Origin of the sequence: Streptomyces sp. NPDC127098 (assembly GCF_042722465.1) — a bacterium.
GTDB lineage: Bacteria > Actinomycetota > Actinomycetes > Streptomycetales > Streptomycetaceae > Streptomyces > Streptomyces millisiae.
The window spans coordinates 57,831-80,524 of the sequence record NZ_JBHXFJ010000027.1 but is presented as its reverse complement, the minus strand read 5'-3'; the positions used below and the strand labels follow the sequence as shown (position 1 = coordinate 80,524).

The 22,694-nt window shown below is 74.5% G+C and carries 17 protein-coding genes; 10 read left to right on the top strand and 7 right to left on the bottom strand.

Features of this window, described 5'->3' with window-relative positions:
* The first annotated feature begins 16 nt into the window (after nucleotides 1-16).
* From ACFWI8_RS18835 to gcl, 10 genes are all read left to right on the top strand, one after another.
* Nucleotides 17-2,116: a 3-hydroxybutyrate oligomer hydrolase family protein gene (locus tag ACFWI8_RS18835; RefSeq protein WP_387092557.1), complete on the top strand. Its 2,100-nt coding sequence runs from the start codon at nucleotides 17-19 to the stop codon at nucleotides 2,114-2,116.
* Between the two features lie 146 nt (nucleotides 2,117-2,262).
* The gene (gene frc, locus ACFWI8_RS18830) at nucleotides 2,263-3,516 is read left to right on the top strand and encodes a formyl-CoA transferase (RefSeq protein ID WP_387092554.1); all 1,254 of its coding nucleotides are present in this window, start codon (nucleotides 2,263-2,265) and stop codon (nucleotides 3,514-3,516) included.
* A gap of 114 nt (nucleotides 3,517-3,630) precedes the next feature.
* Entirely contained in the window at nucleotides 3,631-4,683 is a 1,053-nt protein-coding gene (locus ACFWI8_RS18825; RefSeq protein WP_387092551.1) for a 2-dehydropantoate 2-reductase, read from the top strand.
* Nucleotides 4,680-6,635: a molybdopterin oxidoreductase family protein gene (locus tag ACFWI8_RS18820; RefSeq protein ID WP_387092548.1), complete on the top strand. Its 1,956-nt coding sequence runs from the start codon at nucleotides 4,680-4,682 to the stop codon at nucleotides 6,633-6,635. Before ACFWI8_RS18825 ends, ACFWI8_RS18820 begins: the two co-directional genes overlap by 4 nt.
* Nucleotides 6,636-6,661: 26 nt before the next feature.
* Nucleotides 6,662-8,485: an NAD(P)H-dependent oxidoreductase subunit E gene (locus ACFWI8_RS18815; protein WP_387092545.1), complete on the top strand. Its 1,824-nt coding sequence runs from the start codon at nucleotides 6,662-6,664 to the stop codon at nucleotides 8,483-8,485.
* A complete protein-coding gene (locus ACFWI8_RS18810) occupies nucleotides 8,482-9,450 on the top strand; it encodes a 2Fe-2S iron-sulfur cluster-binding protein (RefSeq protein ID WP_387092542.1) in 969 nt (322 codons plus the stop codon). The genes ACFWI8_RS18815 and ACFWI8_RS18810 overlap by 4 nt, the downstream gene beginning before the upstream one ends.
* Entirely contained in the window at nucleotides 9,447-10,991 is a 1,545-nt protein-coding gene (locus tag ACFWI8_RS18805) for an aldehyde dehydrogenase family protein (RefSeq protein ID WP_387092539.1), read from the top strand. The genes ACFWI8_RS18810 and ACFWI8_RS18805 overlap by 4 nt, the downstream gene beginning before the upstream one ends.
* Nucleotides 10,992-11,013: 22 nt before the next feature.
* The gene (locus ACFWI8_RS18800) at nucleotides 11,014-11,862 is read left to right on the top strand and encodes a TIM barrel protein (RefSeq protein ID WP_387092536.1); all 849 of its coding nucleotides are present in this window, start codon (nucleotides 11,014-11,016) and stop codon (nucleotides 11,860-11,862) included.
* Between the two features lie 29 nt (nucleotides 11,863-11,891).
* Nucleotides 11,892-12,734, top strand: coding sequence for a 2-hydroxy-3-oxopropionate reductase (locus ACFWI8_RS18795; RefSeq protein ID WP_387092601.1), 843 nt, complete (start codon nucleotides 11,892-11,894; stop codon nucleotides 12,732-12,734).
* A gap of 62 nt (nucleotides 12,735-12,796) precedes the next feature.
* Nucleotides 12,797-14,581: a glyoxylate carboligase gene (gcl, locus tag ACFWI8_RS18790; protein ID WP_387092533.1), complete on the top strand. Its 1,785-nt coding sequence runs from the start codon at nucleotides 12,797-12,799 to the stop codon at nucleotides 14,579-14,581.
* Here the strand turns inward: gcl and ACFWI8_RS18785 are convergent.
* The 7 genes from ACFWI8_RS18785 to ACFWI8_RS18755 all read right to left on the bottom strand — a co-directional run bounded on the left by ACFWI8_RS18785 (nucleotide 14,556) and on the right by ACFWI8_RS18755 (nucleotide 22,694).
* The gene (locus tag ACFWI8_RS18785; protein ID WP_387092530.1) at nucleotides 14,556-16,400 is read right to left on the bottom strand and encodes a glycoside hydrolase family 15 protein; all 1,845 of its coding nucleotides are present in this window, start codon (nucleotides 16,398-16,400) and stop codon (nucleotides 14,556-14,558) included. The genes gcl and ACFWI8_RS18785 overlap by 26 nt on opposite strands.
* Nucleotides 16,401-16,473: 73 nt before the next feature.
* The gene (locus ACFWI8_RS18780; protein ID WP_387092527.1) at nucleotides 16,474-17,022 is read right to left on the bottom strand and encodes a GNAT family N-acetyltransferase; all 549 of its coding nucleotides are present in this window, start codon (nucleotides 17,020-17,022) and stop codon (nucleotides 16,474-16,476) included.
* A 77-nt stretch (nucleotides 17,023-17,099) separates the two neighbouring features.
* The gene (locus tag ACFWI8_RS18775) at nucleotides 17,100-18,521 is read right to left on the bottom strand and encodes an NADH-quinone oxidoreductase subunit N (protein WP_387092525.1); all 1,422 of its coding nucleotides are present in this window, start codon (nucleotides 18,519-18,521) and stop codon (nucleotides 17,100-17,102) included.
* Nucleotides 18,518-20,008, bottom strand: coding sequence for a NuoM family protein (locus ACFWI8_RS18770; protein ID WP_387092598.1), 1,491 nt, complete (start codon nucleotides 20,006-20,008; stop codon nucleotides 18,518-18,520). Before ACFWI8_RS18770 ends, ACFWI8_RS18775 begins: the two co-directional genes overlap by 4 nt.
* 6 nt (nucleotides 20,009-20,014) lie before the next feature.
* Entirely contained in the window at nucleotides 20,015-21,877 is a 1,863-nt protein-coding gene (locus tag ACFWI8_RS18765; RefSeq protein WP_387092522.1) for an NADH-quinone oxidoreductase subunit L, read from the bottom strand.
* Nucleotides 21,874-22,179, bottom strand: a complete 306-nt coding sequence (gene nuoK / locus ACFWI8_RS18760; protein ID WP_387092519.1) for an NADH-quinone oxidoreductase subunit NuoK — start codon at nucleotides 22,177-22,179, stop codon at nucleotides 21,874-21,876. Before nuoK ends, ACFWI8_RS18765 begins: the two co-directional genes overlap by 4 nt.
* Entirely contained in the window at nucleotides 22,179-22,694 is a 516-nt protein-coding gene (locus tag ACFWI8_RS18755) for an NADH-quinone oxidoreductase subunit J (RefSeq protein ID WP_387092517.1), read from the bottom strand. The genes nuoK and ACFWI8_RS18755 overlap by 1 nt, the downstream gene beginning before the upstream one ends.

Here is a 22,694-nt window from a genome sequence, read left to right as displayed (position 1 = left end):
GGAGTGGAGCCCAGTCATGTGGAACGTACGTGACCGCCACCGCCGTTACGGCGCACCCGCCGCCCTGGCCCTGTGCGTCGCTGCCCTGGTGCCGGCCGCGCCGGCTTCGGGCGGCGAAGCCGCCCGCCTGCCGGGCTATGTCACCTCGCTGACCGCCCGCCACCTCGACGGGACAGCCGACGACCTGCTCACCGCAGGGCTCGGCTTCGAAGGGCTGCGCGACCCGGACCCGCCAGGCTTCGCCGATCCCGAGCACCCCACCCCGGCCGAGCTGCGCCGGCTGGCGATCTGGGGCGCGGTCGGCCTGTACGGCGACGACTCCGGCGGCCTCGGCCGGCTCTACGGGCCCGACATCGGCCCGGACGGCCGGCCGGTGCCGGGCGACGGCCGGATCCCGGGCACCGAGTACACCGCGACCGCGGGTGCCGGGGCCGACTCGGTCACCTTCGTCGTGCAGGTGCCGGACGACCTCGACCGGTCCCGGCCCTGCGTGGTCGCGGCACCGGCCGCCGGGCTGCTCGGCGTCTACCAGGCGATCGGCGGCGCGGGCGCCTGGGCGCTGCACCGGGGCTGCGCGGTCGCCTACACCGACAAGGGGATGGGCCCCGGCTTCCACGACCTCGCCACCGACACCGTGATGGCCGCCGACGGCACCACCGGGCCGCGCGCCGAACTCGGCGATCGGGCCGTGTTCGACGCCGGTCTGAGCGACCAGGCCCGCGAGCGGTACAACGCCCGCAGCCCCTACCGGGTCGCGTTCAAACAGGCCCACTCGGGGCGCAACCCGCAGGCCACCTGGGGGCGGGACACGGTCCGCGCCGTCGAACTCGCGCTGGCGCTGCTCGACCGGGACCACCGCGCCGGCGGCCCGGCCGCGGGCTACACCCCGGAGAACACCACCGTGATCGCGGCCGGCGTCTCCAACGGCGGCGGCGCCGTGCTGGCCGCGGGCGAGCAGGACCGGCGCGGCCTGATCGACGCCGTGGTCGCCGCCGCGCCGCAGCTCAACCTCGTGTCGCCGCCCGGCGTCACCGTCCGGCAGGGCGGCGTGCCCGTGCCGGCAGCCGGGACCCCGCTGGTGCGTTACGGGGCGCTGGCCGCGCTGCTCCAGCCCTGCGCGATTCTCGCCGAGCCCGGGGCGCCGGGCCGCGACTCCTTCGACGAGGCGGCGGCGGCCCGCCGCTGCGCCGCGCTGGTCGGCGACGACCCGCGGCTGATCTCCCGCGCGGACGCGGCGGCCGCCGGCCCGTCCGGGCTGCCCGGCCTCGCCCAACGGGCCCTGGTGCGGGCCGGTTTCCAGCCGGCGTCCGGGTACCTCCAGGCCAGTCACTACGACCCGCAGACGCCCGTCTCCTACGCGATGAGCTTCGCCCGCGCCTCCGCCGCCGACGCGCTGTGCGGCTACAGCTGGGCCGCCACCGACGCGGAGGGACGGCCCGCCCCCTACACGGCGGCCCAGTTGGCCGTCGCCTTCGCCACCAGCGGCGGCCGGGCGCCGGCGCCCGGCACGTTGGTCAACGACCGCTCGCACGGCGGCCCCGTCGCCGACCGCCGCTCCCTCGGCCCCGACGGGCGACCCGACTACAACCTGGCCGGCGAACGCTGCGTCTACCGGGTGGCGTTCGGCGAGCCGGCGACCGCCGCTGAGCGGGCCTGGGCGAACCGGGTGGCGCGGGGGCTCGACGAGACCCGGCGGGACGGCGACCTGGGCGGCAGGCCCGCGCTGATCGTCCAGGGCCGGGACGACGCCCGGGTGCCCGTCAACCACAGCGCCCGCCCCTACCTGGCGCTCAACGCCCGGGCGGAGGGCGAGGCCGGCCGGCTGTCCTATGTGGAGGTCACCAACGCCCACCACAGCGACAGCACCGCCGCTGGGTTCGACAACCGCTACGTTCCGCTCGGTCACTACTACCAGCAGGCCCTCGACCTGATGTGGGACCACCTGACCACCGGGCGCCCGCTGCCGCCGAGCCAGGTCGTCCGCACCGTCCCGCGTGGCGGCGAACCGGGCCGGGCGCCCGAGCTCACCCCGGTCAACGTGCCGCCCATCGCGGCGGATCCGGCGCCGGGCGACCGGATCCGGGCGGGCCGGAACGGGGTCGACGTCCCGAACTGACCCCGGAGCCGCGGGAAAACCCCTCGCCCGCCCCTGGACACATCGCGTCGGATGCCGCGACCATATGGGCTACTGCATACGGTATGCAATCTCCGATCGTGTTCAGTGCCCCCCGGGGCTGTCCGGACCAACGAGGGGACGTCCACATGACCGAGGCAGCCGGCACCCACGCCCCCAAGGCCCTGGCGGGCGTGCGGGTGCTCGACCTGACGCACGTCCAGTCGGGGCCCTCCGCCACCCAGTTGCTCGCCTGGCTGGGCGCGGACGTGATCAAGCTGGAGACGCCGGGCAGGGGTGACGTCGCGCGCTCCCAACTGCGCGACCGGCCCGGCGTCGACAGCCTCTACTTCGCGATGCTCAACTGCAACAAGCGCAGCATCACCCTCAACCTCAAGGCCCGACAGGGCAAACGGATGTTCCGCCGGCTCGTCGCCACGGCCGACGTGCTGGTCGAGAACCGCGACCCCGGCGTGCTCGACCGGCTCGGCTTCCCCTGGCCGGTGCTGCGCCGGCTCAACCCACGCCTGGTCTACGCCAGCATCAGGGGCTTCGGGCCCGGGCCGCACGCCGAGCTCAAGGGCTACGAGTTGTTCGCCCAGGCGATGGGCGGCGCGATGGCCACCACGGGCTTCCCCGACGGGCCACCCACCGCCAGCGGCGCCCAGATCGGCGACGCGGGGGCCGGCGTCCACCTGGTCGCGGCCGTCCTGGCCGCGCTCTACCAGCGCACCGTCACCCGGCGTGGCCAACGGGTCCAGGTCACCATGCAGGAGGCCGTGCTCAACCTCTGCCGGGTCAAGCTCCGCGACCAACAGCGCCTGGCCAACGGCCCGTTGGTCGAGTACCCGAGCCGCCCCTCGGGTCCCGAGGTGCCGCGCGCCGGCAACGCCTCGGGCGGCGGGCAGCCCGGCTGGGCGCTGCGCTGCGCGCCCGGCGGCCCCAACGACTACGTGTACGTGATCGTGCAGCCGCAGGGCTGGAAGGCGCTGACCCGGCTGATCGGCCGGCCAGAACTCGCCGACGACGCCGGCTGGGCGGGCCAGGAGGCCAGGCGCGCCAAACTGGACAAGATGTTCGCGCTGGTCGAGGAGTGGACCGAACGGCGCGAGAAGTGGCGGGTGTTGGACATCCTCACCGAGCACGGCATCCCCTGCGCCCCCGTGATGTCCACCAGGGAGCTGCTCGACGACCCGACACTCGCCGCGCTCGGCGCGATCGTCGAGGTCGAGCACCCGGAACGCGGCGGCTTCCGCACCGTCGGCTCCCCGCTCCGGCTCTCCGACTCCCCTGTCGAGGTCGGCAGGCCGCCGCTGCTCGGCGAGCACAACGCCGAGGTCTACGCGGAACTCGGATACGGCGCCCGCCAGTTGGCCGGGCTGCGGGCGAGCGGCGTGATCTGAGCGGAACGGCGGTCCGAGGTGTCACGCCCCTGTCCCGGCGCGGCGATCACTGGAATACTGTATGCAATCCCTGCCCCTCAGGGGCCCACACCCGACCGAGATCGGGGGCAGTGAATGAGAGTGGCAGTGCTCGGCGCCGGAGCCATCGGCGCCTACGTCGGAGCGGCGCTGCACCGCGGCGGCACCGACGTCCATCTGATCGCGCGCGGCGCCCAGTTGGCCGCGCTGCGCGAGCGCGGCGTCACGGTGCTCAGCCCGCGCGGCGACTTCCTGGCCCGCCCGCCCGCCACCGGCGACCCCGCCGAGGTGGGCCCCGTCGACTACGTCTTCCTCGGCCTCAAGGCACAGCAGTACGCCACCTGCGGCGCCCTGCTCGAGCCGCTGCTCGGCCCCGAGACCGCGGTGATCGCCGCGCAGAACGGCATCCCCTGGTGGTACTTCCACGGCCTGGCCGGGCACGCCCTGGAGGGCCGCCGCATCGAGGCCGTCGACCCGGAGGGCACCGTCAGCTCCGTGATCCCGGTGCGCCGGGCCATCGGCTGCGTCGTCTACTGCTCGACCGAGATCGCCGAACCCGGGGTGATCCGCCACCTGGAGGGCACCAGGTTCGCCATCGGCGAGCCGGACGGCAGCGTCTCCCGCCGCTGCCTCGACTTCAGCGCGGCCATGGTGGCCGGCGGCCTCAAGTGCCCCGTGGAGTCCGACCTGCGCAACGACATCTGGGTCAAGCTGATGGGCAACGTCGCCTTCAACCCGCTCAGCGCCCTGACCCGCGCCACCATGGTGCAGATCGCCACCCACCCCGGCGCCCGCCGCCTCGTCGGCTCGATGATGGCCGAGACCCTGGCGGTGGCGCGGGCCACCGGCAGCACGCCCGGCGTCTCCATCGACCGCAGGCTCGCCGGCGCCGAACGCGTCGGCCACCACAGGACCTCGATGCTCCAGGACCTCGAGGCCGGCAAGGAGATGGAGACCGGCGCCATCCTCGGCGCGGTGGTCGAGCTCGCCGAGCTGACCGGCGTCCCGGCCCCCACCCTGCGCGACGTGCACGCCGCCGTCGACCTCCTCGCCCGCACCAGCACCCGCCCGCCCGCCGGCACCGCCGCCGGCCGCCCCACCGCCGCACCTGACCCCCAACCCCCAGCACGGAAGGTCGAGCCAGCATGACCGCCAACTCCCCAGGCCAGCGCACCCGGCAGGACCGGAAGCGCCGCCGCGAGCACTACACCCGCCTCACCCAGCCGCTGGTCCGCGACTCCGGCGTGCTGCGGCCCGCCACCTGGGAGGAGGCGATGAGCCGGGCCGCCGAGGGCTTCTGGCGCAACACCGAGCAGCACGGCCCGGACGCCTTCGGCATGTTCTCCTGCGCCCGCTCCACCAACGAGATGAACTACCTGGCGCAGAAGTTCACCCGGGTCGTCGTCGGCACCAACAACGTCGACTCCTGCAACCGCACCTGCCACGCGCCCAGCGTCGCCGGCCTCGCCCACGCCTTCGGCAGCGGCGGCGGCACCTCCTCCTACCAGGAGATCGAGGACACCGACGTCATCGTGCTCTGGGGCTCCAACGCCCGCGAGGCGCACCCGATCTTCTTCCAGCACGTGCTGCGCGGCATGCGCAACGGCGCCCGGCTCTTCGTCGTCGACCCCCGCCGCACCTCGACCGCCCAGTTCGCCGAGCGGCACCTGCCGTTGAACGTCGGCACCGACATCCCACTCGCCTACGGGATCGCCCGCGAGATCATCCACGCCGGCCTCGCCAACCGCACCTTCATCGAGCGCGGCACCGAGAACCACGCCGCCTACGCGGCCGCCGCCGAGCCCTGGACACTGGCCCGCACCGAGGAGGTCACCGGCGTCCCCGCCCACCTGATCCGCGAACTCGCCCACGCCTACGCCCGCGCCGACCGCGCCCAACTCTGCTGGACCCTCGGCATCACCGAGCACCACAACGGCACCGACAACGTCCTCGCCCTCATCAACCTGGGCCTGCTCACCGGACAGGTCGGCCGCCACGGCGCGGGACTCAACCCGCTGCGCGGCCAGAACAACGTCCAGGGCGGCGGCGACATGGGCGCCATCCCCAACCGGCTCCCCGGCTTCCAGGACATCCTCGACCCCGCCGTGCGCGAGAAGTTCGGCCTCGCCTGGGGCCGCGCCATCCAGCCGCGCTACGGCTGGAACCTCACCCAGATGCTCGACCACATCGAGCGCGGCGACCTCACCACCTGCTACATCATCGGCGAGAACCCGGTCCAGTCGGAGGCCGACGCCCAGCACACCGTCAAGCGGCTCTCCAACCTCGACCACCTCGTCGTCCAGGACATCTTCCTCACCAAGACCGCGCAGCTCGCCGACGTCGTGCTGCCCGCCACCGCCGCCTGGTGCGAGACCGACGGCACCTTCACCAACAGCGAGCGGCGGGTGCAGCGGGTCCGCAAGGCACTCAAACCCCCGGCCGGCGCCCGCGACGACATCGCGATCCTCTGCGACATGGCCCGCCGGCTCGGCCACGACTGGCACTACACGCCCGAGCAGGCCTGGGACGAGATGCGCTCCCTCGCCCCCAACCACGCCGGCATCTCCTGGGCCCGGCTTGAGGCGGGCGGCATCCAGTGGCCCTGCTACAGCGAGGACACCCTCGAACCCTCCTACCTGCACGGCAGGTTGTGGGAGGAGGACCCGGAACGGCGCGGCCGTCCGGCCCCGTTCACCGTGCTCGAACACCGCCCGCCGGTGGACGAGCTCACCGAGGAGTTCCCGCTGCGACTCACCACGGGCCGCCGCCTCGACTCCTACAACACCGGCGTCCAGTCCGGCGGTTTCGACTCCCCGCTGCGCCGCGGCGAGACCCTGGACCTGCACCCGGTCGACGCGGAGGCCCTCGGCGTCGCCGACGGCGAGGAGGTGCGGATCAGCTCCCGCCGCGGCTCCATCGTCGCCCCGGTCCGGCTGGACGCCGCGCTCAGCCCGGGGCTCGCCTTCATGACCTTCCACTTCCCGGACGAGGTGGACGTCAACACCATCACCATCGAGGCCACCTGCCCGGTCGCCGGCACCGCCGAGTACAAGGCCGCCGCCATCCGCGTCGAGCGCCTCGACCCCACCCCGGCCCGCTAGCCATCGCCCCCGCCAAGGAGCGCACCATGGAACTGCACTTCTCCGGCGCCACGGTGACCGAGCAGGAACGGGACGCCGTCGACGCCGCACTCGCCGCCCAGGCCGACGACCCGGAGGCCCCCGCGCACCGCCGCGACCTGCTGCTGCCGGCCCTGCACGCGGTGCACGAGCGGATCGGCTGGATCAGCCCCGGCGCGTTGGAACACCTCTGCCGCCGCCTGGAGATCCCGCCCGCCAGCGCCTACGGCGTCGCCAGCTTCTACTCGCTGTTCTCCCTCACCCCCCGCCCCCGCCGGGTGCTCCACGTGTGCACCGACCTGGCGTGCAAGACCGCGGGCGGCGACGCGCTCGCGGCGGCGGCCGAACGCCAACTCGGCCCGCCGGGGCAGCCGGAGGGCGACGTCCAGTGGCTGCGCAGCCCCTGCCTCGGCGTCTGCGAACGCGCCCCGGCGGCCCTGGTCTTCGAGGCCGGCGAGGTCGCGGCCGAGCAGGTGCTGGCCCCCACCGGCGCCACCGAACTGCTGGCCGCGGCCCGCACCGGGCCGGCCACCGAGCCCGACCCCACCGCCTCCGAGCCGCCCGTCGTCGAGTCCGTGCCCCAGGCCGGGCGGCCGGGGCTGCGCCTGCTGCGCCGGGTCGGCACCGTGGACCCCACAAGCCTGGCGGCGTACCGGGCCAGCGGCGGCTACACGGCGCTGCGCCGCGCCATCTCCATCGGCCCGAGCGCCGTCATCCGGGAGGTCACCGACTCCGGGCTCACCGGCCGCGGCGGCGCCGCCTTCCCCACCGGCCGCAAGTGGGACGCCACCGCCCGACAGCCCGAGACCCCGCACTACCTGGTCTGCAACGCCGACGAGAGCGAGCCGGGCACCTTCAAGGACCGCGTGCTGCTGGAGGGCGACCCGTTCGCCGTCGTCGAGGCCATGACCATCGCGGGGCTCGCCGTCGGCGCCCGCCGCGGCTACCTCTACCTGCGCGGCGAGTACCCGCGCGCGCTGCACCGGATCAGGCACGCCATCGCGGAGGCCAGGCACCGCGGCTACCTCGGCCGCGACGTCATGGGACATCCGGGCTTCCACTTCGACATCGAGATCAGACGCGGCGCCGGCGCCTACATCTGCGGCGAGGAGACCGCGATCTTCAACTCCATCGAGGGCTACCGCGGCGAGCCCCGCAGCAAGCCGCCGTTCCCCGTGGAGAAAGGCCTGTTCGGCAAGCCCACCACCGTCAACAACATCGAGACCCTGGCCAACATCCCGCTCATCCTCGAAGAGGGCGCCGCCGCCTACGCCCGCCTCGGCACCGAACGCTCCACCGGCAGCAAGCTGTTCTGCCTCTCCGGAAGCGTCCGCCGGCCAGGCGTCTACGAGGTGCCCTTCGGCACCACCCTCGGCGAACTCCTCGACCTGGCCGGGGGAGTGGCCGAGGGCCGCACCCTGCGCGCCGTGCTGCTCGGCGGCGCCGCCGGCGGCTTCGTCCGCGCCGACGAACTCGACCTGCCCCTCACCCTGGAGGACGCCCGCGCCGCCGGCACCACCCTCGGCTCGGGCGTCGTGCTCGCCCTCGACGACCAGGCCGACCTGGCCGGGATCCTGCTGCGCATCGCCGCGTTCTTCCGCGACGAGTCCTGCGGCCAGTGCGTCCCGTGCCGGATCGGCACCGTCCGCCAGGAGGAGGCCCTGCAACGCCTGGTGCGCCGCGGCGACCCCGCCGACACCGCGCTGCTGCGCGAGGTCGGCCAGGTGATGCGCGACTCCTCCATCTGCGGCCTCGGCCAGACCGCCTGGAACGCCATCGAGTCCGCCCTCGACCGCCTCGGCCTGCTCACCAGCACGAAGGGAACCGCATGACCGCCATCGACCTCGGACTGCCTCGCCGCATGGTGGAGTTCACCCTGGACGGCACCACCGTGCGGGTCCCGGAGGGCGCCACCATCCTGGACGCCGTCCGGGCCGCCGGCGGCGACCTGCCCACCCTCTGCCACGGCGACACGCTCACCCCGGCCAACGTCTGCCGGCTCTGCATGGTCGAGGTCGAGGGCTCCCGCACCCTGGTGCCCTCCTGCTCGCGCCGGGCCGAGCCCGGCATGGTGGTGCGCACCGCCACCGAGCGCGCCCGGCACAGCCGCAAGCTGGTCCTCGAACTCCTCGGCTCGGCCACCGACCTGTCCACCACCCCGAAGGTCGCCGACTGGATGGCCGAGTACGACGCGGACCCCGAGCGCTTCGGCCCCGCGGCGCCGCCCAGGACCGGCCCGGCCAGGCCCGGCGAGCACGAGGAGACCGACGGCGCCGCCGCGGCCACCGTCGCCCAGCCCGCCAAGGTCGACAACGACCTCTACGTCCGCGACTACGGCAAGTGCATCCTGTGCTACAAGTGCGTCGACGCCTGCGGCGACCAGTGGCAGAACACCTTCGCCCTGACCGTCGCCGGACGCGGCTTCGACGCCGGCATCTCCACCGAGTACGCGGCCCCGCTGCCCGACTCCGCCTGCGTCTACTGCGGCAACTGCATCGAGGTCTGCCCCACCGGCGCCCTCAGCTTCAAGGCCGAGTACGACCACCGCGAGGCCGGCACCTGGGACGAGTCGGCGCAGACCGAGACCACCACGCTGTGCACCTTCTGCGGCACCGGCTGCTCGCTCACCCTGCACGTCCAGGAACTCCCGGACGGCGCCGAGCAGATCGTCAAGGTCACCTCCCCACACGACAGTTCGGTCACCCACGGCAACCTCTGCATCAAGGGCCGCTTCGGCTGGCAGCACGTGCAGCGCACCGGGCCGCCGATCCAGGACGTCGAGGAGGTCGAGCTGTGACGGGCTACCGGCTCAAGCCGGGCACCGACTGGACCGACGCCCTCGCCCGCTGCCTGGCCGCCGCGCCCGAGGCGTTCCGCACGGACCGGGTGCTCAACCTGCACGGCGGCGGCTGGCACCAGGACGGCATCCCGGCCCCCGCCACCAGCCCGGTCGACGGCCGCCCGATCCTCGGCCCACCCGCCCTCGACCCGACCACCGCCCGCGCCGCCGTCCTCGGCGCACTCGACCAGCACCGCTCCTGGGGCCGGCTGCCGCTCGCCGAGCGGCGCGCCCGCGTCGCCGGCGCGGTCGACGAACTCGCCGCCCACCGCGACCTGTTGGCACTGCTCCTGGTCTGGGAGATCGGCAAGCCCTGGCGGCTCGCCCGGGCCGACGTGGACCGCTGCCTGGACGGCGTGCGCTGGTACCTCGACGAGATCGAGCCCATGCTGGGCGACCGCGCCCCGCTGGCCGGCCCCGTCTCCAACATCGCCAGCTGGAACTACCCGATGAGCGTGCTCATGCACGCGATGCTGGTCCAGGTGCTCGCCGGCAACGCGGTCGTCGCCAAGACCCCCACCGACGGCGGCACCGCCTGCCTCACGCTGGCCTGCGCGCTCGCCGCCCGGCACGGCCTGCCCCTCACCCTGGTCAGCGGCAGCGGCTCCGAACTCTCCCCGGCGCTGGTCGGCGACCCGGCCGTGGGCTGCGTCAACTTCGTCGGCGGGCGCGGCGCCGGCGGCCGGGTCGCCGCCGCCCTCGCCGCCACCCGCACCCGGCACATCCTGGAACAGGAGGGCCTCAACTGCTGGGGCGTGTGGGAGTTCAGCGACTGGGAGCTGCTGGCCGGGCACGTGCGCCGCGCCTTCGAGTACGGCAAGCAGCGCTGCACCGCCTACCCCCGCTACGTCGTCCAGCGCGACCTCTTCGACGCCTTCCTCGCCGCCTACCTGCCGGCCGTCCGCGCCGTGGAGTTCGGCCACCCGCTGGCCGTCGCGCACCCGGACGACGAGCCGCCGGAGCTGGCCTTCGGCCCGCTGATCAACGACGCCAAGGCCAAGGAACTGGCCGGCGTGGTGGCCGACGCGGTGGCCCGCGGCGGGATCCCGCTGCACCGCGGCCGGCTCGCCGACGGCCGCTTCCTGCCAGGACAGAACACCGCCGCCTATCTGCCACCGGCGGCCGTGCTCGCCCCACCACCCTCCTCACCCCTGCACCACCAGGAACCCTTCGGCCCCGTCGACACCATCGTGCTGGTTGACACCGAGGCCGAGTTGCTGGCCGCCATGAACGCCAGCAACGGCGCCCTCGTCGCCTCCCTGGCCTGCGACGACCCGGCCACCGCGAGCCGACTCGCGGCACAGCTCCGGGCGTTCAAGGTGGGGATCAACGCGCCCCGCTCGCGCGGCGACCGCGCCGAGCCGTTCGGCGGCCGAGGGGCCTCCTGGCACGGCGCCTTCGTCGGCGGCGAACTCCTGGTGCGAGCCGTCACCCAGGGGCCGCCCGGCGAACGCCTGCCCGGCAACTTCGCCGAGTACACGCTCTACCCGCCCACCTGACCCCGCCCCGGAAGCGCCCGAGATGACCACTGCCGCCGCCCCCCGGTGGACCGTCAACCTGTCCATCCTCTTCACCGAGCTCCCGCTGCTCGACCGCCCCGCCGCGGCCGCCGCCGCCGGATTCACCGCCGCCGAACTGTGGTGGCCCTTCGACGACGACCCGAGCCCCGCCGACTCCGACGTCGCGGCGCTGCGCCACGCCTTCGCCGACGCCGGGATCCGGCTGAGCGGGCTCAACCTGCTCGACGACCTCGGCCGGGGCGAGCGCGGCACCCTCTCCGACCCCGCCCAGACCGACCGGTTCCGGGCGAACCTGCCCGTCGCGGTCGGCCTCGCCGAGGATCTCGGCTGCACCGCCCTGAACGCCCTCTACGGCAACCGGGTACCCGGGCTCGACCCCGCCGACCAGGACGAACTCGCCCTGGAGAACCTGGCCCTGGCCGCCCGCGCCGCCCACGACATCGACGCCGTGCTGCTGGTCGAGGCGCTCAACGCGCACGAGTCGCCGCGCTACCCGCTGGTCTCGGCGAAGGCGGCCGTGGCGGTCGTCGACCGGGTCAACGAGGTCACCGGGCTCGGCAACGTCCGCTTCCTGTGCGACGTCTACCACCTCTCCCGGATGGGCGAGGACCCGCTCGCGGTCGTCGACGCGCACGCCGACCGCATCGGCCACGTCCAGGTCGCCGACGTCCCGGGACGCAACCAGCCGGGCACCGGCTCCCTCGACCTGCCCGCCCTCCTCGACCGGCTGGCGGCACACGGCTACCCGGGCCTGATCGGCCTCGAGTACCGGCCGACGGGACCGAGCGCCGCCAGCCTCGACTGGCTGCCGCGCGGGGACCGCGCCGACCGGCGGGAGGCACTCAGGTGACCGCGATCGGCTTCGTCGGCCTCGGCATCATGGGCGCCCCGATGGCCGGCCACCTCGTCAAGGCCGGCCACGCGGTCACCGGTTACGACCTCGTCGACGCCGCCGTCGAACGCCTCGCCGCCCAGGGCGGCCGGGCCGCCGAGAGCCTCGCCGAGGCCGTCACCGGCGCCGAGGTGGTCATCACCATGCTGCCCGCCGACCCACACGTCAGGTCCGTCGTGCTGGAGGAGGGCGGCGTGCTGACGCACGCCGCCCCCGGCACCCTGCTGATCGACATGAGCAGCGTCACCCCCGGCATCGCCCTGGAGATCGCCGCCGCCGCGGCCCCGCTCGACGTCCGCGTCCTGGACGCCCCGGTCTCCGGCGGCGAGGCCGGCGCCGTCGAGGCCGGGCTCTCCATCATGGTCGGCGGCGAGGCCGCCGACTTCGCCGCCGCCAGGCCGCTGTTCGACCGGCTCGGCTCCACCGTGGTGCACGTCGGCCCCACCGGCGCAGGACAGACCGTCAAGGCGGCCAACCAGCTGATCGTCGCCGTGCACCTCCAGGCCCTCGCCGAGGCCGTGGTGTTCCTGCGGCGGGCCGGCGTCGACCTCGGCTCGGCGCTCGACGTGCTGGGCGGCGGCCTGGCCGGATCCACGGTCCTCGCCCGCAAGCGCGCCGCCATGGAACACCACGACTTCCGGCCCGGCTTCCGCATCGACCTGCACCACAAGGACATGGGCAACGTCACCGAGGCCGCCCGCGCCCTCGGTGTGCCGCTGCCGCTCGGCGCGCTGGCCGCCCAACTGGTCGCCTCGGCCCGTGCCAACGGCGACGGCGGCCTGGACCACGCCGCGCTGCTGCGCGGCGTCGAACGGCTGGCCGGCGGCTGAGCCGCCGAGCTCCGCCCAGGCCCGGCCCACCCCCTTCCCACGACCCCCGACGGGAGTACCCCATGCCCCGGATGACGGCTGCCCAGGTGGCGGTGGAGATCCTGAAACGCGAGGGCACCAGGCACGTCTTCGGAGTGCCAGGCGCCGCGATCAACCCCTTCTACGCCGCCATGCGCCGCGACGGCGGCCTCACCCACGTACTCGCCCGGCACGTCGAGGGCGCCTCGCACATGGCCGAGGGCTACACCCGCGCCAGGGCCGGCAACATCGGCGTCTGCGTCGGCACCAGCGGCCCCGCGGGCACCGACATGATCACCGGCATCTACTCGGCCGCCGCCGACTCCGTTCCCATCCTCTGCGTCACCGGGCAGGCGCCGGTGGCCAGGCTCCACAAGGAGGACTTCCAGGCCGTCGACATCGCCGCCGTCGCCCGACCGCTCACCAAGATGGCCATGACGGTGCTGGAGCCGGCCCAGGTGCCGGGCGCCTTCCAGCAGGCGTTCCACCTGATGCGGTCCGGGCGCCCAGGGCCGGTGCTGATCGACCTGCCCGTCGACGTCCAGCAGGCCGAGATCCCCTTCGACCCCGACACCTACCAGCCGCTGCCCGTCCACCGGCCCGCCGCCGGCCGCGCCCAGATCGAGCGCGCGCTCGACCTGCTCGGCGCCGCGCGTCGCCCCCTGATCGTGGCCGGCGGCGGCGTGGTCAACGCCGACGCCGCCGAACAGCTCGTCGAGTTCGCCGAGCTGACCGGCGTGCCCGTGGTGCCGACCCTGATGGGCTGGGGCACCATCCCCGACGACCACCCGCTGTGCGCCGGCATGGTGGGCCTCCAGACCTCGCACCGGCACGGCAACGCCAGCATGCTGGCCGCCGACTTCGTGCTCGGCGTCGGCAACCGCTGGGCCAACCGCCACACCGGCGGCCTCGACGTCTACACGCGCGACCGCACCTTCGTCCACGTGGACATCGAACCAACCCAGATCGGGCGGGTGTTCGCCCCCGACTACGGCATCGTCTCGGACGCCGGAGCGGCCCTCGACCTGTTCGTCGAGGCGGCCAGGGAACGGAAGGCCGCCGGCACGCTCCCGGACCGCACCCGGTGGGCCGTCGAGTGCGCCCACCGCAAGGCCACCATGCTCCGCCGCACCCACTACACCGACGTCCCGATCAAGCCCCAGCGGGTCTACCAGGAGATGAACCGCGCCTTCGGCAGGGACACCAGGTACGTCAGCACCATCGGCCTCTCCCAGATCCAGGCCGCCCAGCTGCTCGCCGTCCACCGCCCCCGGCACTGGATCAACGCCGGCCAGGCGGGCCCGCTCGGCTGGACCGTGCCGGCCGCGCTGGGCGTGGCCACCGCGGACCCGGACGCCACCGTGGTGGCGCTCTCCGGCGACTACGACTTCCAGTTCATGATCGAGGAGCTGGCGGTCGGGGCGCAGTTCCGCATCCCCTACATCCACGTCGTGGTCAACAACGCCTACCTCGGCCTGATCCGGCAGGCCCAGCGCGCCTTCGACATGGACTACTGCGTCCAGCTCTCCTTCGACAACGTCAACGCCCCCGAACTCGGCGGCTACGGCGTCGACCACGTCAAGGTGGCCGAGGGCCTGGGCTGCAAGGCCATCCGGGTGGTCGAACCCGAGCTGATCCGGCCGGCGTTGGACCAGGCCAGGGAGCTCGCCGCCGAGTACCGGGTGCCGGTGGTGGTGGAGGTGGTCCTGGAGCGGGTCACCAACGTCCCGATGGGGCTCGAGATCGACGCCGTCGAGGAGTTCGAGGAGTTCGAGGAGTTCGAGGCGCCCGCGCCCCGGGCCGTCACCCCAGGACCCGGTCCAGGTTGAACGCGGCGCTGATCAGGGCGAAGTGGGTGAACGCCTGCGGGAAGTTGCCGCGCTGCTCGCCGGTGTGGCCGATCTCCTCCGCGTACAGGCCGAGGTGGTTGGCGTAGGTCAGCATCTTCTCGAACGCCAGCCTCGCGTCCTCCGGACGGCCGGCCCGCACCAGCGCCTCCACGTACCAGAAGGAGCAGATGGAGAACGTGCCCTCCTCGCCCCGCAGGCCGTCCGGGCTGACCCGTGGGTCGTAGCGGTACACCAGCGAGTCGGACACCAGCTCGTCCGTCAACGCGTCGAGGGTGGACAGCCACTTGGGGTCGGTGGGGGAGATGAACTTGGCCAGCGGCATCATCAGCACCGAGGCGTCGAGCACGTCACCCTCCTCCTGCTGGACGAACGCCTGACGCCGCTCCGACCAGCAGTGGCTCATGATCCGCCGGTAGATGGTGTCCCGCGTCTCGCGCCAGCGCGGGATGTCGGCCGGCAGCCCCCGGCGGATGGCCATCCGCATCGCCCGCTCGATCGCCACCCAGCACATCAGCCGCGAGTACAGGAACCGCTTGGGGCCGCCCCTGGTCTCCCAGACGCCGTCGTCCGCCTGCTCCCAGTTGCCGCACACCCACTCCACCAGCGCGCAGACCTCGTCCCAGCGGTCGCTTGAGATCGGCTGGCCCCACTTGTCGTACAGGTAGATGGAGTCGATCAGCGCGCCGTAGATGTCCAACTGCAACTGCTCGGCCGCCGCGTTGCCGACCCGTACCGGGGCCGAGCCCAGATAGCCCTCCAGATGGGAGAGTTCACGCTCCGGCAGTTCGGCCCGCCCGTCGATGGCGTACATGATCTGCAGCGGCCCTTTCGGCCCCGTCGGGCCTACCGCCTGCTGCCCCGTCCGCTGGGACAGGCCCATCTGCCGGGAGAGAAAGGCCATGAACCCGTCGGCCTCCTCCGTGAAGCCGAGCCGCAGCAGCGCGTACACGGCGAACGCCGCGTCCCTGATCCACACGTAGCGGTAGTCCCAGTTGCGCTCGCCGCCCACCTGTTCCGGCAGGCTGGTGGTGGGGGCCGCCACGATCGCGCCGGTCGGCGCGTACGTCAGCAGCTTCAGCGTCAGCGCCGAGCGGTGCACCATCTCCCGCCACCGACCCCGGTAGCGGGAGGCGTGGAGCCAGCGCCGCCAGAAATCCACCGTCGCCGCGAACTCCTCCTCGGCCTCGGCGCGCGGGCAGGCACGAGGCAGCTGGCCGTCCTCGATCCGGTCCAGCGCGAACACCTCGGACTGGCCCTCCAGCAGCGTGAACCGCGACCAGACGTCGCGGTCGTCGCCCTCCAGCGGAGCCGTGGAGGTGAGCGCCAGCGTCAGGTCGGGCGAGGCGAAGACCGCCTGCCCGTCCTCGATGCGCGCCGTGTGCGGCTGCGCGCCGTAGCCGAACCTGGGCGCCACCCGCGCCCGGAACGGCACCGTGCCGCGCACGCAGACCACCCGCCGGAGCAGCCGGTGCCGGTCGTCGTGGCCGTCCGAGCTGCCGTTGATCGGCATGAAGTCCTGCACCTCGCCCACCCCGTCGCCGGCGAAGAACCGGGTGATCAGCACGTTGGTGTCGGGGAAGTAGAACTGCTTGGTGCGCGCCGGTACGTCCGCCGCCAGCTGGAAGCTGCCGCCCCGGTCGGCGTCCAGGATCGACGCGAAGACGCTGGCCGAGTCGAAGCGCGGACAGCAGTACCAGTCGATGGTGCCGTCGATGCCGACCAGCGCGATGCTGCGCAGGTCGCCGATCAGCCCGTGGTCGGCGATGGGCAGATAGCGCGACTCGGGTCGCTCGGCCATGGCGGACCCCTTCCGGCGGTTCCTCGCCCCTTCCGCCTTCGAGCCTAGAACGGGAAGCCCGAGCCGGCCTCCGCTAACGCGTCACGCTCGGTCGATCGAGTCGGTACACGTAGTGCAGCGGGTCGTCGACCGGGTTGTCGGGCGTGAGCTCGCCGGCGCCCACTCGCCGCAGCCCGGCCCGCTCCAGCGTCCGCCAGGAGGCCCGGTTGGCCGCCACCACCGGCACCAGCACGCAGCCCACCGCCGGCAGCTCGGCCCAGGTCAGCTCGAGCACCGCGCGGACCATCGCGGCGCCGAGGCCGCGCCCCAGCAGCCCGGGCTCGCCGATCAGGTAGTCGACGGTCACCGCCCCGGCGGGCACCGGCACCACGGCGGCGAGCTCCGCCCGGTACTCCGGATAGTCGGCGAAGGCGCACCGCTGGACCAGACCCGCCGGGCGCCGGTCGAACAGCGCCAGCAGGTCGTCGGACGGCTCCTCGCCTCTGGCGGCGGGCCCGAAGTCGCGCGCCACGGCCTCGGCCGAGGTCTCGTGGTGCCACCAACGCGCCACGTGCGGCCTCGCCAGCCAGCCGGCGAGCAGCGGGAAGTCCGGCTCGGTCAGCCGGCGAAAGGCGAACGTCATGGCGTCCCCCCCCGATGTCTCTCGTCGTGCCCCACTCCTACCATCCTCCACCACCATCGGCGCCCGGCCGGGGTGGCTCAGCCGTCGAGCAGCGCGAGCACCGGGCCGCCGGCCAGGCCGAGGGCGAGCGAGCCGAGCGCCGCCGCGTACGCGGTCAGCGCCGCCGGCCGGCCGGGATTCGGGCCGGCGCCCGGTCGCGCCGGGCCGAGGAGGGCCGGGGCCAGCCAGCGCAGGTAGTAGAAGAGCGAGGCGACCGTGTTGGCCACCGCCAGCGCGGCCAGCCAGGCGTGGCCGCCGTCGACGGCCGCGCCGAACGCCTCCAGCTTGCCGAGGAACACCGCCGTCGGCGGGGTGCCCACGAGGCCGAGCAGGCAGACGAGGAGCGCGCCCACCAGCGCCGGCCGGCGCCTGGCCAGGCCCCGGTAGTCGTCGAGCCGCCGGGCGCCCGGCAGTGCGCAGACCACGGCGAACGCGCCCAGGTTGGTGATCGCGTAGCCGGCCAGGTAGTAGAGCAGCGCCCGCTGGGACAGCTCGGAGCGGCCCGCCATGGCGACCGGGATCAGCAGGTAGCCCGCCTGGCTGATCGTCGAGTAGGCGAGCAGCCGGCGGACGTCGTCCTGGAAGAACGCCGCCAGGTTGCCCAGTGTCATGGTGGCGGCGGCCAGCGCCGCGAGCAGCCCGGACCAGGGCACCGAGTCGGTCGGCAGGTCGGCGAACGGCCCGGACACCAGCCGGAACAGCGCCGCGAACGCGCCCACCTTGGGCAGCGTGGTGAGCAGCGCCGCCACCGGCGGCGAGGCGCCCTGCACGGCGTCCGGCACCCAGAAGTGCCCGGGCACCGCACCCGCCTTGAACAGCGGGCCGGCCAGCAGCGCGACAAGACCCGCCGTCACCAGCGCGCCCGGCGCCTCCGGGAGCACCGCGCGCAGCGCCGGATAGCCGGTGGCCCGCCCGGCCGCCAGCAGCAACGTGACGCCGGTGAACAGCACGACGCCGAGCAGCGCGCCGACCACGAAGTACTTGAGCGCGGCCTCGGTGCCCCTGGCGTCCCGCGCGAAGCCGGCCAGGGCGTAGCCGGGGACACCGGCCAGCAGGTAGGCGGCGGCCAGCGTCAGCAGGTCGGCGGCGCCGGCGAGCATCAGCGCGCCGAGGGCCGCGAGTTGGAGCAGCACGTAGTACTCGGTCTCCCGCCGGTGACCCCGGCTCGCCCCGGCGACCAGCACCAGCAGGGGCAGGGCGGCGCCGAGGACCACGATCCTGGCGGTGGTGGTCACCGCGTCGACCGCGAAGGCGCCGCCGAAGGCGGTCGTCGGCGCGGCCAGCCCGGCCTGGACGGCCGCGGCGACGACCCCGGCCAGACAGGCGCCGGCGGCCAGCAGGCCGACCAGCCACTGCCTCGCGCGCGGCAGCCAGGCGCCGAGCAGCAGCCCGAGGACCGCGGAGCCGGCGAGCAGCAGCTCGGGCAGCAGCGCCAGCGGGTTCTCGTCGACCCCCGTCATCGGGCCACCAGGCCGACGAGCTCGCGCGCCGCCGGCTCCACCACGTCGAGGAGGAACCGGGGCACCACCCCGAGCAGCGTCGCGAGCGCCAGCAGCGGCACGATCGCCGCCGCCTCGTGGGCGCGCAGGTCGGGGAAGGCGCCCACCCCGGGCGGCAGCCGCGGCGGGCCGAGCAGGATCCGGTGCAGGGCGCGCAGGAAGAGGCCCGCGGTGAGCAGCACCCCGAGCAGCGCGAGCCCGGTGGCGACCGGGCGCGCCGGCAGGCTGCCGGCGAAGATCTGGAACTCGGCGACGAAGCCGGAGAACCCGGGCAGGCCGAGCGAGGCGAACGCGGCGATCCCGGTCAGCGCCGCGAAGACCGGCGCCGGACCGGCGAGCCCGCCCCAGTCGGCCATCGCGTGGGTGCGACCCCGGTCGTACAGCACGCCGGCGAGGAGGAACAGCGCACCGGTGATCAGCGCGTGGCTCACCATCTGGGTGACCGCGCCGTCCACCGCGAGCCGCCCGGCCCGCTCGCCCGCGGTGGCCGCCGCGCCGGCCGCCAGCAGGACGTAGCCCATGTGGTTGACCGAGGTGTAGGCGATCATCCGCTTGACGTCGCGCTGGGCGAGTGCCACCAGCGCGCCGTAGAGCACCGAGACCACCCCGAGGACCACGAACACCAGCGCGAAGCGGCGCCACGCCTCGGGCAGCATCGGCATGGCGATCCGCAGCAGGCCGTAGGTGCCCATCTTCAGCAGGATTCCGGCCAGGATCGCCGAGCCGGCGGCCGGCGCCTCCGTGTGGGCCGGCGGCAGCCAGGTGTGGAACGGCACGGTCGGCGTCTTGATCGCCAGCCCGAGACCGATCGCCAGCAGCACCAGCGCCGCGGGCGCGGCCCGCCCCTGGAGCGGCGGCCGGTCGGTCAGCTCGGTCATGTCGAAGGTGTGCGGCTCGGCGGCCAGGTAGAGGCCGATGAAGCCGAGCAGCAGCGCCAGCGAGCCCAGGAAGGTGTAGAGGAAGAACGTCAACGCGGCGCGCGCCGCCGCCGGCCGGCGCCCCCAGCCGGCGACCACCACGTACATGCCGACGATCGACAGGTCGAAGAAGACGAAGAACAGGATCAGGTCGAGCGCCGCGAACACCCCCAGACAGGTGGTCTGGAGGAACAGGAACAGCGCCGCGAACTCCCTGGCCCGCCGGGTCTCCCGCCGCGAGTAGCCGGCGCAGGCCAGGAAGAGCACGCAGCTGACGGCCAGCAGCGGCAGCGAGAGCCCGTCGACGCCCACGTGGTAGCCGACCCCGGCGCTCGGGATCCACCGGGCCCGTGCCTCGTACTGGACACCGCCGCCCGGCTCGTACCCCGCCCACACCACGACCACCAGCACCGTCTCCGCCGTGGCCGTCGCCGTCCACATCCACCAGGCGGCCCGCCGCGCGAGAGCGGCCGGCAGCGCGAGCAGCGCGACCGCCACCGCCAGCGGCAGGAAGAGCAGCACGGTGAGCAGCACGGGTCACCTCACCAGCAGCAGCACGACCGCGGCGGCGGCCAGCACCGCGACCGCCTGCGCGAGGTAGTGGTGCAGCAGCCCGGTCTGCGGGCGTCTGGCCAGCCGGCCCAGCCCGGCACAGCCGGCGGCGACCCCCGCCACCGCCGCGCCGAACAGCCGCCGCTCCCCGACACGTTCGGTGGCCAGGGCCAGCCGCCCGGTGGCCCGCGCCGCGCCCGTCACCGCCCGGTGCAGCACCAGGTCGTCGAAGCGGGCCAACGCGTCGGCGAGCCGCACCACCGGTGCCACCAGCACGGCGCGCGCCACCCGTTCGAGCCCCAGCCAGTCGACCAGCCGCCGCCGCGCCCCGGCGGGCACCGGCGGCGCCCGGTCCCCCCACGCCCAGGCGGCGGACGCACCCGCCACCGCCACCGCCCCGGACACCACCCACTCCCAGCCGCGCACGGCGCCGGCCTCCGGGCCGCCGAGGACCGTCGCGACCTTGCCGCCCAGCGGCGGCAGCGCGGCGAAGGTCAGGCCGAGACAGGCCAGCGTGAGCAGCGCCAGGGTGGCCCCGGCGGGCCGCGAGAGGCGCCCCACGGTGGCGCCGCCCGCGTCCCGCCACACGAACCACAGCGCCCGCGCGCCGTACCCCGCCGCCAGCGCCGTCGCGACGAGACCCGCCGCGTACAGCCACGGCGAGTCGGCGAGCGCCGCCGCGAGCAGCACGTCCTTGGCCGCCCACAGCGCCAGCGGCGGCAGCCCGGCCAGCGCGGCGAGCGCCACGGTGAAGGCCACCCCGGTGCCCGGCGGCCCACGGCGGGCCGCGCCGCGCAGTCCGGACAGCGCCTGGCCGCCGAGCGCGGCCAGCCACGCCCCCGCGACCAGGAACGCCAGGGACTTGGCCGCGGCGTGGGACATCAGCTGCAGGACACCGCCCGCCCGGGAGCCGACGCCCGCGGCCAGCACCAGCAGCCCCACCTGGGCGCAGGACGAGGCGGCGAGCAGCTGCTTCAGATCGGTCTGCGCCAGCGCGACCAGGCCGAGCGCGACGGCGGTGGCCGCGCCCGTCCAGGCCACCAGCGGCCCGCCCCAACCCGAGGCGTCGAGCAGCGGCCCGGCGCGCAGCAGCAGATAGCCGCCGGCCGCCACCATGGTCGCCGAGTGCAGCAGCGCGGAGACCGGCGCCGGGCCGCGCATGGCGTGTGACAGCCAGAAGCTGAACGGCAGTTGGGCCGACTTGCCGAGCGCGGCCAGCACCACCCCGGCCGTGGCGAGCGACCGCCAGGGCTCGGCGGCGGCCGGCAGGTCGGCCAGCGCGAGCGAGGCGGTCGGGGCGCCGGCGAACGCCGCGCCGGCCGCCAGATAGAGCCCGAGATCCGCGGCCCTGGTGGTGAGGAACGCGGTGTCGGCGGCCCGCACCCGGTCGGGGTCGTGCCACCAGTAGCCGATCAGGGCCCAGGACGCGGCGCCCATCACCTCCCAGGCCATCAGCAGCACCGGCAGCGAGACGGCCGTCACCGTCGTCATCATCGCCCCGGAGAACAGCAGCATCAGCCCGAAGAACCGGGCACGCGCCGCGTCCCGCGCGAACTCCCCGGCGCAGAACCCCAGGATCAGCCAGGTCACCGCCGCAACCGTGACCACCAGGAACGCCGAGAGCCCGTCGACCGCGAGCCGCACCGGCAGCCCGGCGAGCAGCGGGGCCTCGACCCGCGGCCGGCCCACCGCGGCCAGCGCCGCGAGCCCGGTCACGAGCCCGGCGGTCCCGACCGCGAGCGGGGCCGCGACCCGGTCGGCCGCCCGCCCGGCCAGGGCGAGCAGCGCGCCGCCCGCGAGGGGCAGCCCGACCAGCGCCCACAGCACCCAGCCGGCCGCCCCGCTCATTCCCGCAGCTCCGCCGCCTCGTCGACGGTGTCGACCTCCCGGGCCCGGAAGAGGGCGGTGACCACCGCGAAGCCCACGGCCATCTCCACCGCCATGGCCGTCACCAGCAGCACCACGAGCACCTGGCCCTCGTCCGCCGCCGGCGCCACGAAGTGCCGGACGCCGGCCGCCGCCAGCACCACGCCGCCCAGCATCAGTTCGAGACCCATCATCAGCATCACGACGGACCGCTGGCCGAGCACCCCGAAGAGCCCCACGGCGAACAGCGCCGCCGCCACCAGCAGGACCGCCTCCGGACTCATCAGGACTCCCCGCCCCGGTCGTAGCGACCGCGCTGGGTGGCGAGCACCACCACCGCCACGATGGTGGCGAACAGCACCATGCCGAGGACCGCCATGGTGAGCATCTGCGGGCCCATCAGGGCCAGGCCGAGCGCCCTGGTCGGATCGGCCGGCGCCCGACCGGCGCGGCCCGGCCACGGGGCGAGCAGCACGCCGGCGGCCAGCAGCAGGAAGACGCCACCGCTCACCAGCGCCGCGCTCCGCGTGCCGTGCGTCATCGACATCGGCGTCAACCCGCCCGGCGACATCATGAACATGATCATGAAGACGGCCATCAGGGCCATCTCCAGGGTCATCATCAGCAGGATCACCACGCCCAGGTAGTCGAGGCCGAGCAGCACCACCTCGCCCCCGACCGCCAACAGCGCGGCCAACAGCGCGTAGGTCGCCCTGGCCATCGAGTCGCACCGGAAGACCAGCGCGCCCCCGCCGACCGCCACGCCGGCCAGCGCCCAGAACAGCAGATCCCCCGCCAT